This window comes from Haloferula helveola, assembly GCF_037076345.1.
GTDB lineage: Bacteria > Verrucomicrobiota > Verrucomicrobiia > Verrucomicrobiales > Akkermansiaceae > Haloferula > Haloferula helveola.
In genome coordinates, this window is the sequence record NZ_AP024702.1 from 4,329,479 (window position 1) to 4,344,128 (window position 14,650).

Consider the following 14,650-nt stretch of genomic DNA (forward strand, 5'->3'; position numbering starts at 1 on the left):
CGGACAGCTGTCCGGGCGGCTTTTTCTTTGGCCTGTTGACCCGCTCTGCCGGACTCGCAGGTTGCAATCCGAGAACAAACCACGGTTACATTTTCAGACGATGGAAAGTGATCAAGCAGTCGGCCGATCCGAGTCGGCTATTGTATTGGGAGGAGGCAGTGCCGGGCTTCTGGCCGCGCTCACCCTCAGGCGTCTGGTTCCTGAAATCGATGTGACTCTGGTCCACAGCAGTGAGATCGGCGTGATCGGAGTGGGGGAGGGAACCACCGCGGTGTTCCCCGATCATCTGTTCACGACGCTCGGGATTGATCCTGCCGAGTTCTACCGGGAGGCCGAGCCGACCTGGAAGCAGGGGATCAAGTTTGTCTGGGGGCCGAGGGACTGGTTCTTCTACGACTTCGAAGAGCAGTATGACTGGCGCTTCGACGGGTTGCCGAAACCCAACGGCTACTACGCGGAGGAAGATTGCACCGATCTCTCGTCGGCCTGCGCCCTGATGAGTCGGGGAAAAGCCTTCGCCTCGGGGCCTCTCGGAAAGCCTCTGGTCAAAGGGAACTACGCCTTTCACATCGAGAACCACAAGCTGGTCGAGTGCCTGACGCGGCTTGCCCGGGAGGCTGGTGTGAAGTTTGTCGACGATACCCTGCAGGGAGTCGAACGCGATGCTCACGGCGTGAAGGAAGTGCGGTTCGAGAAGTCGGGTGCCCTGAGTGCGGATCTCTACATCGACGCATCGGGATTTCGGGCGGAGCTGATCGGCAAGGCGCTTGAGGAACCCTTCAATGACTACTCGGGCGCGCTGTTTTGCGACCGGGCGGTGATCGGCGGTTGGGAGCGCGAGGACGAGACGTTGCTTGCCTACACCACGGCGGAGACGATGGATCACGGGTGGTGCTGGCAGATCGAGCACGAGAATTTCATCAACCGGGGCTACGTCTTCAGTTCCCGTTTTGTCGACGATGACGAGGCGGTGGAGGAATTCCGCAGCAAGAATCCGAAGGTGGGTGGTGATCCCCGTGTGGTCCGCTTCCGGAGCGGTCGTCATCAGAGGAACTGGGTGGGGAATGTCGTTGCTATCGGTAACGCGTCCGGCTTCGTCGAGCCGCTTGAGGCAACCGCGATCGCCCAGATCATCTACGAGGTGAGATGGTTGGCGGAGACCCTGCAACTGACCGACCGGATGCCGGACGACAGGATGCGGGAATTCTTCAATCAGAAGGTCGCGTCCGCTTGGGATGAGATCCGCGACTTCCTCGCTTACCACTACAAGTTCAACACACGGCTCGAGACTCCCTTCTGGAAAGCCTGTCGAGAAGACGTGGGTCTCGGAGACTATCAGGGCTTGTACGATGCCTACCGCGAGATCGGCCCGTCCCAACTGTTGGTGGAGAGCCTTCCCACGCGACCGAACATTTACGGAATCGAGGGTTTTCTCGCGATGCTGGTCGGGATGAAGGTTCCCTACGCCAACCGCTATGAGCCGGAGGCAGAGGAACGGGCGGCATGGGAGTCCGCACGTGGCAGGCTGGGCCGCGCCGCGTCGGCCGGTGTGACGGTCAGCCAGGCATTGAACGCAATCCGAAAGCCAACATGGAAATGGAGCTAGGTTCAGAGATTCGCTCGGTGGTGGTGGAGGGTAGCGGCTACGACCCCTATCTTGCCGCACTTGCGTTCAAGCGCATGCTGCCCGATCTGAAAGTGGGCGTGCGGTGCCGTGAGGGCAGTAGCAATCCGATCGGGGAAGTCGCGAGTCCATTTCTTCTCCGGCAGCTCATCGGTTCCTTCGGGATCCGCGAGGTCGACCTCCACACTTTCGGCCGACCGACATGGTGCCTGGGTTTCCGGTTCCTCTGGGGGGCTCGTGGTGAATTCATCCAGTCATTCGATACGGCACCGTTCCGGAAGATTCCGAAGTCGGAGATCGAGGCGGGCTTTCTCTCGGCCACCGATGACCAGCGCTCCTTCAGTATTGGCGAGGCGCTGATCCGCCTGAAGAAGGTGCTGCCTCCCGGAGTATCCGGTGACGGCATCACCGGTCTTCAGGTCCGTCCGGAGCCATTCACCGATCTGCTCCAGAGAGCGTGCGCGGCGGTGGGTGTGGAGACGACGCCGGAGGGCGAGATTGCCGACGGCGGGCTGCTGGTTCGGACGGACGCAGCTGCCGATCGCGACGATTGGATCGAGCCGAAGGACGGCACCGTGGCTTGGCGTTCGGTCACCGGCTTGCGGCGTCGTTCGAACGAGCGCATGCTGCCATTTTGCACGGTGCAGGCCCACCCTTCGGGCTGGAGCTGGCGGATGGATCACGACGATTCGATGGGGATCGGCTTTGCCTATGATCCCGAGTGCGTCAGTGACGACGATGCGCGGGAGTGGCTGTTGGAACGACTCGGAAAGCCGGCCGGAGAGCTCCGGGTCACCGATTGGCATGGTGGCCGGACGTCGAACCCGTGGAAAGCCGACTCGGTCCACATCGGGGATGCAGCGGGTTTCGTGCAGCCTCTGTCGGGAATGCGGTTGTCGCTTCTGGTCCACGAGGTCCAGACGATGTGCCGCTTCATGATCGAGACCGGAATGAGGCCGGGGGAGCAGAGCCGCAGGCTCTACAAAGACGTCATCGGCCGGGCCCGGGACGAGATCCGCGACTTCGAAGCGCTGCACTTCCGCTACCCGGATGACCCAGATTCGGAGTGCTGGAAGAAGGTCTCGTCCACCACTGGCTTGGGCGAGCATGAAGAGCTTCTCGGAGTTTTTGAATCGATCGGGCCCTCCGCCAAGCTCGTCAATGCGCTCCCAACAATACCGGGAGTTGTCGGGATCAACAGTTGGGTTGCGACTTTCCTCGGGCTTGGCGTGCCTTTCCGTGGGAGGGGAGAGGTGAGTGAGGCTGATCGCGCGGTGTGGCGGACGAGCCTCGGGGAACTGGAGGCCAATGCCCGCAGAGGTGCGGACTCCGAGCGCGCTTTGGTAGCCGCCCGATCGAGAAAGGGGTGAGAGCGGCTTCGGCTCCGCAGTCTATTGAAGTTTCTCCTTCAATGACGCGTCGTCCACGTGCTCCAGAAACTCCTCGCGTGCTTCCGGTGTCGATGCGGTGAGGATCGAACGGGCGGCCCGAACCGTATCGAGGCTCAACTGCGCATCCTGAACGTCCTGCATCCAGTTCGCCGCGGATGCCGGGTCGTCCTTGATCCACTGTGAAAGGCACCGGGTGATGCCGCCGCTCCTGACGCGGTTCTTCGGAAGCGTTGCGACCCACTCCAACGCCGCGCGAGGGTCCGACTTGGCCCAGCGTTCGACAATCTGCACCGTGCCCCGGTCGCGAAGTCTCTGTTCCTCGACCTCGGTTGTCAGCAGGCCAATGGCGTCGGCCGGCTTGTCGTCGGCCATGACCACCGAGATTCTGGAGAATGCCTCGTCCCGCTCCCTCGGGTCATTTAGCGATGAAGCCCAAGCGATCGCGTCATCGACCGATTTGTCCGCGATCTTGAGAGCGAGCCGGCTCACGATCCGCACCCGGCTCGCGTATCCGGCGGGGAGCTCCTCCAACAACTCGGCCGCCATCCGCTGATCCACCCCGACGGCGTCCCATGCGACTGCTTCAATGGCGCGATTGCGTTGAGGTCCGGGCGGCATGGCCTTCGCTTCGGATTGAAGCTTCATCAGGTCTTCCGGCGGGTTGGTGCGGCCCGGGATCGTCCGTTCCTCGATCGGGGTCGGTCCGGCATCCGTATTCTCTTCCTCTGGCGACGTCTCCTTGTCGGATTCTCCGCAGTGAGTCAGGAGGAAGGCGGCGAGGATCGCGGACGAAATCACCCAGGGTTTTGAGGTACGGTCAACCATCGCCCTCAAGGTAGCGAGGTCGGGATTCCACTGGCAACGGCGAATCGGGATGTTCCACGGGGAGTCTCGATTCCCCGATGCATGGATCGGCCTCGAGGCCTCCGACGCACTCGTCCGGTTCTCTACCCGCGTCCGGCTGGGGAGAAGTGAGCTTCGTGATTCCAGTCATTCGTGTCGGGATCGAGGTCTCGAGCGGGGTATTGGTTGGCCAGTATACGTAGTTCTCAGGTTGTGAGTAGGTTATGGCTTTCCGAGCGAGTTTTACGGGTTTGAATTATCTCGACCAAGATACGTTTCCTGCCATTTCTTCCGGAAAACCAGATATCGATGAGATCTTCACTTTTGTCTCCTCTGCGCCGCCTGTGGCCGGTTGCGCTTCCCGCGTTGATTCTTGCGGTCGTCTGGGGGAGCCCCACCAATGCGGCGCCTCCTGACCTCACCGCAGGTGAAGTCCCCGGGGATTCCATCACCACCAATCTCGGAGCGACGGGTATGCGCGGGTGGGTGTATCACGTCCGCAATAACACGAGCGAGAGTCGTCAGATCCTGATCGATTCGGTGGATGTCGGCTCGCCGGCTGACGGCATCATCGCGGTGGGGGACGTGATTCTCGGGGCGGACGGAACGGGTGCCGCACCCGTGGCCTTCACCGGGGACGCGCGGTATCGTCTCGCGATCGAGATCGGCGAGGCGGAGGCCCGGACCCCGGCGACCCTGCGCCTGCTTCGCTGGAGGGCCGGTACGACGGATACCGTAGATATCACTCTCCGCACGATGGGAGCCTACAGCGCGACCGCTCCTTACAGTTGCCCCAAGTCGGCCAAGATCCTCGAGGAGGCAATCGCCCACTTCTATGCCAATCAGGACTCGGGGCGCTACTCGTTCGGCACGCTGGCTTTGCTCGCCACCGATGACCCGTCGATCGCCGACAACACCGCCCACCAGACCCGTGCGCAGAACGAAGCCCGCGCGCTGGTTCCCGATGCCGCAACCATCGCTCAGATGATGTCGGACGAGAGGGACGGCAACTCGATGATCACATGGCAACGCGGTCACACACTGATCGTCCTCACCGAGTATTTCCTCCGGACCGGCGATACCGAGGTGATGCCCGGAATCGAGGCCTATGCGGTGAACATCGCGAAGAACCAAAGCCTGTTCGGCACCATGGGCCACATCTTCGCGGAGAAGACCGCCGACGGCGCTAACAACGGACCGATGGGCGGCGTCTATGGAACGGTCAATTCGGCCGGGATGCCCTGCTATCTCGGGCTGCTCCTCGCCCGTGAGTGCGGTCTTGCCAATCCGGAGATCGGGCCGGCGATCGAGCGGATGAGCCGCTTCTTCGGATTCTATGCCGGACTCGGTGCGGTGCCTTACGGCGAGCACGAACCGTTCATCAGTCACGAGAATAACGGCAAGAGCGGGCTGGCGGCGCTTTCGTTCATGCTCGAACCCGGCCGGACCGAGGAGTGCGAGTTCTTCACCCGGATGTGCACGGCCTCTCCTGCGGTGAGGGAGACCGGACACACCGGGTCCTATTTCAATTACCTGTGGGCGCCTCTCGGTGCCGCGTGCGGAGGCGAGGAGGCTGCCGCCGCCCACTTTTCCAGGATCAGCTGGCACCTCGATCTGGCCCGCCGGTGGGACGGATCCATCGGCTACGACTGCCTGACGGGTGAGGGGCCCAACAGCGGGTCCGAGTACAACAACTTCCGCATGACGGCGGCGGCCATCCTGACCTACGCGCTACCGCTCCGTAAGCTTCACGTCACCGGCCGCGGTCATGATGGCTCGAGGGTGCTCATGTCGACGGCGGTGGCGGAGGCCACGGCGTCGGGAGAATACGATGCCTCATCCCGTTCGGTCGCGGAACTGGTAACGGATCTCGGGGACTGGTCACCGGTCGTGATCAAGAAGGCTGCCGCGGAGTTGGGCGACCGGGGAGTGGATGCCGCGACCCTTTCCCAGATCACCGACTTGGCGAATGACCCGGCAGGCAGTTCCCGGCTCGGTGCGTGCCGGGCCCTTGGAGAGATCGGCGATGCCGGATCGGGGTCTGTGCTGGCCGCGCTGCTTACCGATCCCGACCACGAGGTACGTTTCATGGCGGCCGAGGCGCTGCGTTATCTTCCCCATGCCGCGAGGACGGCCCAACTCGATACCGTGCTGCAAGCGGCGGCGAGCACTGCTAAACCGTTGTTTCCCTTCGATGAGGACGATCCCCTGCACTTCGCCCATGCGAAGATCGCGATGCTTCTCTTTTACAACGGGAATGCCTACGGCCCGAAGGGGATTCTCGCGAGCAGCATCAACGGCGTCGACCGCGCGCTGCTGTATCCGGCGATCCGGGCGGTCGCCGCGACTCCCGTCGGCTTGGCCCGCAGCACCCTCGGGCACATTTACGACAAGCTCTCGCAGGTGGATGCCGAGGCGGTGGCCGACGCGATTGTCGAGTCGGTCCTGGTTCGCTCCCCGGCCGACAAGATGTTCAGTGCCGGAGTCCGGCAGGGAGGGATCGAGGTGCTGCAGAGGTATGGTTTCGCCGAGGGCGTTCCGCTGAGCATGATCTACATGGAGGACGACGGGCGGGGTGGTAACAAGGCGTCGGCTCTGGGTGTGATGGAGCTCTATGGAGGCGGCTGCCTGACTGTGGATCCGGATCCCGATGTGATCCATTTCCTGAACCAGATGCTGACCGGCGGCCAGGCCGCCGAAGCCCAAGCGGTTCTCGATGCGATCGCCGCGGATCCGTCGCCTGCCTTGCTCATGCCGCTGAAGAGCATCAGTTCTGTGGTGTCGGGCTCTCCCACGCTCACTCTTCCGGACAAGTTTACGGTGCTCACGGCGGCTGCATCGGATCTGGCGCAGGGAGACAGCATTTTCACCTGGAGGAAGGTGCATGGTGCCGGCTCGGTTTCCTTCACTCCCAACGCAAGGGGTGACAGCGCGGAAACCACGGTGCTCTTCGAAGGAGTTCCCGGCGAGTATCTCTTCGAGGTGACCATGTCGGACTCCCGCGGGCTGACCGAAGTGCGCGAGACCGTGGCAGTGACCCTGCTCGATACCGGTGGGAGCCTTCCGGCGAACGATCCTCCCGTGGCGACTCCCCAGTTGGTCACGGTGGCCGAGTCCACCCCGCACCCGGTGACGCTCTCGGGAGTCGATCCCGAAGGCTACGCGTTGCAGTTCCAAGTCACGTCCCAGCCGAGCCACGGCTCCCTCTCCGGGACGGTGCCGTATTTGGTTTATACTTCGGAGTCGGGCTATCTCGGTCCCGACAGCTTCACGTTCGAAGTGATGGACAGCGAGGGCCAGGTCTCGGCAGCGACGGTGGATATCGATGTCTCGCTCGTGTCCTCGTATGGAGTGGCGATCTATGAACCCTTCGACTATCCGGCTGGCGCGCTGTCGGGGCAGAGCGGCACATCCGAAGTGGGTCTTGGCGGGGCTTGGTCGGCCGGAGGGACCGCTTCGATCGCGGCCGGGTCATTGACACATGGACCATTGCCCGTCACCGGGAACTCAATCGGCAACCTCACCGCAGGTTCGAACCACTTCGGTGGTGCCCGACCGATTGACCCATCGGCTCTTGCGGGAAACGGGCTTCTGGAGGACGACACGACACTCTGGTTCAGCGTGGTGCTCGGTTACAGTTCCCTCGCGAATGTGACCAACTCGAGGCTGACGCTGGCACTCGCTAATGACTCGTTCAGCACCGGGAACTACGATTACTGGATCAAGAACGACGGCGCCCAACTGGGTTCCGGAGTCGGCGTGATGCTCGGGCGGATCAATGGAACCAACGGGCGGGCGATTGCGACCCACTACCGCGACCTGGCTTCGGGCGACGCCCTCGCCGGAATGGTCCAAGGCAGTTGGGAGGGAACCGGCTCGACGATCGGAGGCGGTGCCCACGCCCTGTACGTCGGCAAGATCGTGTGGGGTGCCACCGAGGATGTGATCGAGCTCTACCAACCGGATACCGATCTCAACCTCGGCCCGGTGATCTCGACTCTGACGGTTTCGGTCGATCAAAGCACCTACGACACTCTGACGTGGTCCCGCGGCGAGCAGGTGCTCATGGATGAGATCCGCTTCGGTGCGACCTACGAAAGTGTCCTGTTCGGCACGGTGGCGATGGCGGCCGACTCTACTCCGCCAGTCCCGGATCCGATGGCATTTGCGGTTGCTCCTCACGCGGTCGACCCGTCATCGATCACGATGACGGCAGCAACCGCATTCGATGCTCTGGGAGTGGAGTACTACTTCACCTGTACATCGGGCGGAGGAAGCGACAGCGGATGGCAGAGCTCCGAGACCTACACCGACACCGGGCTCACTCCGGGAGTCGCCTACACCTACACGGTCAGCGCCCGTGATCTGAGTCCGGCTCAGAATGCCACAGCGCCTTCCATCGGAGCCACAGCCACCATTCCCGCGCAGGCCACCGTTCCGAACGTCATAGGGATGCCGCGGAGCACCGCCGAGTCGATCGTGGTGGCGGCCGGATTGTCGGTCGGTCAGGTGACCGTCGTGCGGGCTCCGGACGCCGGAACCAACGAGGTGACCGCCCAAAGTCCCTCGGGGGAAACCTCTGCCACCTACGGGATCGCCGTGAACCTGTCGGTTCTTCAATACATCGATGATGACTACACCGCTTGGGCCGCAGGATACCCGCCCGCGGTGCTAGAGGATCCGTCGGCTGACTTTGACGGTGACGGTTTCTCCAATGATGACGAGCGAATCTGGGGTCTGGATCCGACAGATGGATCTTCCTCAAGCCCGTTCGTATCCATCGATGGATTGAGTGGTTCGTCGCTCAGCTATACCCGGCGGAGCCCAGCCCTTACCGGCGTCACCTATCGGGTCATGGTCTCGACGGACCTTGTCACGTGGACGGAGGACGGCGGAGCCAGCCAGTCGGCGGGAACGCCCGACGCGAACGGTGTGGAAACGGTCGAGGTCACCCTCTCCGCGAGCGCGGTGGATGGCCGGCTGTTTGTGCGCATCGAGGCAATCGAGTGACCGCCGGGTGGGGAGACTCACTTCGCATTGCGGAGTGATTGGAACTGCGTCTGCAACTCGGGATCGTTCAACGCACCGACGAATGCGGGTGCGCGGTCGGCCAACCGGCCGTGCAGGAGTTCCTCCGCGGTCTCTAGCGTGTGGTCTCGCACCGGTCCCGGAGCAAGGTTTCCCACCCAGCTGCCTGCGCTCGCCGAATCTTTCGAGAGCCAGATGTCGAGCATCGAGCGCACGCCGTCGGTCCGAACATTCGTGTCGGGGTAGAGGATGATCCAGGCGGCGGCCTCAGCGGGTTCGATCTGAACCCAGCGTTGGACGATCTGGACCACGGCTTTGTCTTTTGCCCGGCCTTCCGCCATTTCGTTCACGGCCAAATCCGCCGCGCGGCGTGGATCCTCGTTGGCCATCACCACGGTGACCCTGCCGATCGCGTCGGATCGTTCCGCCGGATCTTCAAGGGCCCGCACCCATTGGAGGGCTTGCTCCGCATCTTCGTCCGCGAGGCGCATGGCCATGTGACCAATCAGTCGGCGGGACCCGTCACTGCCGGCGGCAAGCTGGTTGACGGCCTCCAGCGAAAGGTCGGGGTCGAGTTCGAGTGCATCCCATGCCACCGCTTCGAGGGCCTTGGTCCGCTCTTCCGGGTCAGTAATCTGCTCCGCTGCATTGTATTTCTCGCGAACGCGGATCACCGGATCCTCTTGGGGTTCGAACTCGGTCCGCTTCGATATCTTCGCGCCGGATTTCTCGGCGTCGTCTTTGCTTGGTGCGGCTCCTGCGGGCTCGTCGGAACGTCGGCAACCGCACAGGGCGGCGCCGAGTAGCACGACCAACCACAAAGATCTCATCAGGGAGTCACGCTGACGTTGTCGAAGGACGAGGTGTTGAGCACCGCGTCGGACCCGCTTGCAACGGCGAGGCCGAAGTAGCAGGTCGATGGCAGCACCGCGCCGAGGCTGCCCAAGCGGATCCAATTCGATCCGTCATCGCTCTTGTAGGCGGAAATGCGGCCGCCGCTCCGTGCGAGACGGAGCCACGTGTTGCCCGGCGTTCCACTGCCGCTGGTGGATGTCGCGGTGCGGGCCGACGGACTGGTCCGGCGCACCCATCGGAAGTCGCCGTTGCCGTTGGTGCCGAGGAAGACATGGCGGGAGTTGGATCCCAAGGTGTCACGGACCATGATGCCGACCCGGGCGTCCGCTCCGGTGTCTTCAAGCGAAGCGATCCGGGCGATGATCTCCGCATCGCCTTCGAGTTCCTGCCAGACGAAGTGGAAGCCGTCCGCAGTGCCTTCCAGACGGCCGGCTCCCGACAGCGTGAAGGTTCCACCCGAGTGCGACGAACTTCCGGCGAGTGCCGAACCGATCGAGCTTTCATCCCAAGGCAGGGGCAAGCCTGCTGCGATCACGGTGATTTCCAACGTGGCGTCGTCCTCAAGACCCGCAAGGTCGGTCGCCCGGACGACGAAGGATTGCGTTCCGGCACTTCCGGGAGGAGGCGTGCCACCCAGTGCGCCGTCGGGAGCGACGGTCAGCCATGCAGGCCCCGAAACTTTCGAGTAGGAAATGGAGTCGCCGGTGTCCGGATCGCTGGCGGTGCCGGCGAGGGTTTCTCCTGAGTACGCTTCGTCTTCGGTCGCGTCCGGTTTGGTGATGAGGGCAGATGAGAATACAGGCGGTTCGTTGACGCCGATCACCTCGATGTTGAGGACGGCCTCGTCCTGCGCGGCCGCGAGATCGGCGACACGCACGACGAAGCTGTTGGCGCCGATGTCCGCTTCGACAGGCGTCCCCGAGAGTGCTCCATCAGGTCCGACGTTGAGCCATGCGGGTCCGGAGACTTTGAGGAAAGTCAGTTCGTCTCCAGCGTCCGGGTCGGAAGCGAGTGCTGCCAGCGAACCGGAGTAAGGGCTGTCTTCCGTCGCGTCGGCCGCGTCGATCGGGTCGGCGGAAAACGCGGGTGGATCATTCACATTCTGGACGGTGATCTCCAGCGTCGCGGAGTCGCTCAGGCTGCCGCTGTCGGTGGCTTCGATGGTGAAGGAGTTCAGGCCCACGTCGCCCGGTCCGGGCGTTCCGTCGAGAGAGCCGTCCGGATTCACGACCAACCACGCGGGTCCGGATACCTTTGAGAACTCCAGCGTGTCCCCGGCGTCCACATCGTCGACGGTGCCGTCGAGGTCGGCCGCATACGAGACGCCCTGCGTGGCCGTCGGGCCCGTCACCGGATCGACATTGAAGGAGGGCGGGTCGTTGGTGTTGATCACCGAGATTTCCAGAGTTGCGGTGTCGCTGGCGCCCTGGCTGTCGGTGACCTCGATTTGGAACGAGCTCAGTCCGACATCTCCATTCGCCGGGAGGCCGGAAACCTCGCCGTCAGGATCAACGGTCAGCCATGCTGGTCCGGAGAGCTTGGAGAAGAGCAAGGTGTCACCCGGGTCGAGATCGGACGCGGTGCCGTCGAGGGTCTGGGAGTAGGGGCTGTCCTCGATTGCACCGGCAAGGATCACCGGATCGCTGTTGAAGCTGGGCGGATCGTTGAGGTTCGCCACCTCGATGGTCAGCGCCGAGACGGCGGAAGCTCCTGCGGAATCGGTGACCTGAACGGTGAAGGCGTTGCTTCCGACATCCTCTGGCGTGGGTGTTCCCGAAAGTCCTCCAGCGGGATCAACCGTGAGCCAGTCGGGCCCGGCAACCTTGCTGAAGGAAAGGCTTTCGCCAGCGTCGGTATCGAACACCCATCCGGCAAGGGAATCCGAATAGGCTGTGTTCTCGCTCGCCGCCGCGACGGGGATCGGGTCTGCCGTGAAGAAGGGCGCGCGGTTGATCACTTCGGCGATCTCGGCTTGGATCAATTCCCTTTCGTAGATCCTGACATCATCGATGCCGCCCACGAAGTGCCGGACGTTGTCGCGGATGTCGCAGCCGATCCCGACATCGATAGAACCGCCGAGATCGCGGACCGTGGTGCCGCTGACCGAGCCGTCAACCGCGCCATCGATGTAGATCGTCGCGTTTCCGGAAGTGTCGCGGCTGGCTGCGACATGGTGCCAGTTGCCGTCGTTGATGGCGGTCGAACCGTTGAAGTCGAACTGCGTCGATGAGTTCCCGTAAACGTAGAATCCGGCGGTGCCGTCGGCATTGACCCGGAGTTGGTATTGGCCGTTGAAGCCGTTCGCCGCCCGTTGTTGGACGATGATGCCGGTGCTGGAGTGAAGGTTTGGCACCTTGACCCATGCTGCCACGGTGAATGCCGTACTTCCGGAGAGGGATGCGAGATTTCCGCACTCCACTCGGTCGTTTCCGTCGAAGTCGAGCGCCCCGGCCCGCCGGCCGGTCGCCCATGCCGGAAGATCGAGAGTGCCGTCCGCTCCGCTGGGGGATGAATCGGTTGCGGTCAGGCCGCTGCCATCGTCCATTTTCCACCAACCGCGGATGCCGTCGACGATGTCCGTGTCGGCGTAAAAGTACCAAACCGGTCCGGCGAAGGTGTTGGTGCCGTCGCCGGAGTCGACCCTCCAGAAGTAGAGCCCTTTCGATAGCAGGGGAGGAGTCCAGTTGTTCGTCGCCGTGTTTCCGAGGAATTCGGGGGACGCGGTCGTCGCGTCGCGGACGGCCGCGTAGTCGGTGCCGAGATAGACGTGATGGTCCGTGGTCGCCGGAGCAGGGGTCCATGTCAGGTCGGTGGTCGCCGGCAGGAGGAGCGCGCCCGCGATCTCCGGAGAGGGGTCCGAAGCCGTGCCGGCGCCATCGGAGAGCGAAGTGATTTCAGCCAGCGTGAGCGCCCTGCGGAACACGCGGAACTCGTCGAGTTCGCCATTGAAGGTCCGGCTGGCGCTGTTCGGATCGCGTCCGAGCAAGAAGTCGCCGCTGAATCCCTGGACGGCGAAGGTGCCGGAGTTGGTCGCGCTGGAAAGCGCGGAGCCGTCGGGCCGCATGTAGATCGTCGCCTGCGTCGGTTCGATCACCAGTGCGCAGAACGTCCACGTCCCGTCGGGGGGAACGAGGCCGGAGTTGAAATTATACGACGAGTGGCCTCCGCCTCCCCAATGGTAGCGCAGTTCATTGCCGGTTCCGAAGTTCAGGCCCGCAGTACCTCCGGTGCGGTTGAAGGCGATACCGGCCCAGTCGTTCTGGTCACCGGACCTTTTGATCCAGCCGCAGATTGTGACCGTGTTGCTTTCGAGCAGGAGCGGGGGAGCCGTCGCGGGATTGTCGGCTCCGTTGATCGACAGGCAGGCGCCTTCCTTTCCGGCGCTCACCCAACCGGGCGTGCCGGCGATGGTTGCGTGGAGCTGGTTGCAGCACGAGTCGTGGGCAACCGAGCCGCTGTCCTCGTTGAAATTCCAGTGCGCGGCGAGTTCGCCTTCGAACTGGGGTTCAAGCATCACATAGCCGACTCCTTCGCGGCCGCCGGGGTCACTGATGCGGTAGGTGAAGTAGTCGGTTCCGTCGAGCAGGCCGGCGGGCGGGCTGTAAACGAGTTCATCCCGGCCGCCGGGTCCGGTACCGGCGGAGAGGGACACCGTCGCGCCGCGCGCGCTGAGCGTGTCGAATCCCGTGATCGAAATGGTGTCTCCGTTCGAATCGCTGTCGTTGTCGAGCACGTCGAGGGTCACTGAGGAATCGGAAGGTTCGAACTTGGCCCGGTCCGCCGATGCCCGTGGGGGAAGCGGGAAAGAGTAGGGCCCGAGGTTGTCGAGGATGCCGGTTTTCGAATTCCGGTGGTTGAGGATCTTCACCAACTCGGAGCTCGAGATCCGTCCGAGCGAGTTACCCGACATGATGGTCGGTCCCTCGGGCGTTCCGCCTTCGAAGTGCGACGATCCCCAGTTGTGTCCGACCTCGTGCCTCCAGACGACCGTGAAGTCACCGTTGGCGGAGGCACCGTTGGCGGAGTAGCGGTTGCCGGTGCCGACCGAGCCGACCCAGGCGAGTCCGCCTCCGGTATTCGGCCGGGCGACCAGCGCGACATCGTGCGTGCTGGCCGGCAGAACGTTGTTCCACTGGTCCTTGACGCCCGGAAGCAGTTGTCCGGTGTCGCCACCCATCGGTTCGTAGGGGTCTTGGGTGGCGTCCGTGCGCACCACGATCCGTCCGATCCGGTGGAGAATGGCGGCGTCACGGAGATAGAGAAGATTGGTGGCCATCACCGAGAACTCCGAGATCTCGACCACGTTATCGACGTTCGACCCTGCGGCGACGAACTGGTGGTGCGGCGCGTCGATTCCGACCTCGGCCGCGAAGACATCCGACCCGGCTCCTCCGCTGCCGGGGATTGCGCCTGGCCAACGGGGAGTCCAGTTCGTGTTGCCCCGGATCGAGGCGTTGCCCCCGGTGCTGCTCCACTCCACGCCGTTCTCGAAAGTGATCCGCGTGATCAAGGTGTCGTCGGCCTTCAGAAGCCCGGCGGCCATCGCTCCGGGACGGCCTTGGACCGTGCCTAGATAGATGCGTGACTCCGCCGGGGTGTGAGGGTTCAGGGCACCTGTCGCGTCCTGGACGAGAACCTCGAAGTTCGGGCTTCGGACCGGATGAAGGACGTAGTCGACGGTGACGGTTTCAGAGCCGTCGGTGACGGTGCGGGTGAAGGATGCCGGTGGCGATTGGGCCGCCAGGGGCAGCGTGGCCAGCAGCAGGCATCCACGAACGAGGGCAGTCAATTTCATGGCGGGGTTTGGAAGGATAGGCGTGACGGGCAGATCACGCTCGCACCAGAAATAACGTCAAAGCGCGAACTTTCGATGTAATTATTGTGATTTTATAGTCTCACGAGTGCGCTT

The 14,650-nt window shown here is 63.3% G+C and carries 6 protein-coding genes; 3 read left to right on the top strand and 3 right to left on the bottom strand.

What is annotated here, in order from left to right; genetic code table 11:
* Positions 1–100: 100 nt before the first annotated feature.
* Together HAHE_RS16325 and HAHE_RS16330 are read left to right on the top strand one after the other, a co-directional pair.
* Complete coding sequence (locus HAHE_RS16325) at positions 101–1,606, top strand: FAD-dependent oxidoreductase (RefSeq protein WP_338685905.1); 1,506 nt, start codon at positions 101–103, stop codon at positions 1,604–1,606.
* Positions 1,597–2,994, top strand: coding sequence for a tryptophan 7-halogenase (locus HAHE_RS16330; RefSeq protein ID WP_338685907.1), 1,398 nt, complete (start codon positions 1,597–1,599; stop codon positions 2,992–2,994). The genes HAHE_RS16325 and HAHE_RS16330 overlap by 10 nt, the downstream gene beginning before the upstream one ends.
* A gap of 21 nt (positions 2,995–3,015) precedes the next feature.
* On the opposite strand, the gene HAHE_RS16335 is transcribed toward HAHE_RS16330, so the two are convergent.
* Positions 3,016–3,813 carry a hypothetical protein gene (locus tag HAHE_RS16335; protein ID WP_338685909.1) on the bottom strand — a complete coding sequence of 266 codons (798 nt, stop codon included), beginning with the start codon at positions 3,811–3,813 and terminating at the stop codon, positions 3,016–3,018.
* Between the two features lie 354 nt (positions 3,814–4,167).
* On the opposite strand from HAHE_RS16335, the gene HAHE_RS16340 reads away from it, so the two are divergent.
* Complete coding sequence (locus tag HAHE_RS16340) at positions 4,168–8,868, top strand: DUF6288 domain-containing protein (protein WP_338685910.1); 4,701 nt, start codon at positions 4,168–4,170, stop codon at positions 8,866–8,868.
* Between the two features lie 17 nt (positions 8,869–8,885).
* On the opposite strand, the gene HAHE_RS16345 is transcribed toward HAHE_RS16340, so the two are convergent.
* Entirely contained in the window at positions 8,886–9,716 is an 831-nt protein-coding gene (locus HAHE_RS16345) for a hypothetical protein (RefSeq protein WP_338685912.1), read from the bottom strand.
* The gene (locus tag HAHE_RS16350; RefSeq protein WP_338685913.1) at positions 9,716–14,536 is read right to left on the bottom strand and encodes a LamG-like jellyroll fold domain-containing protein; all 4,821 of its coding nucleotides are present in this window, start codon (positions 14,534–14,536) and stop codon (positions 9,716–9,718) included. Before HAHE_RS16350 ends, HAHE_RS16345 begins: the two co-directional genes overlap by 1 nt.
* Positions 14,537–14,650: the final 114 nt, after the last annotated feature.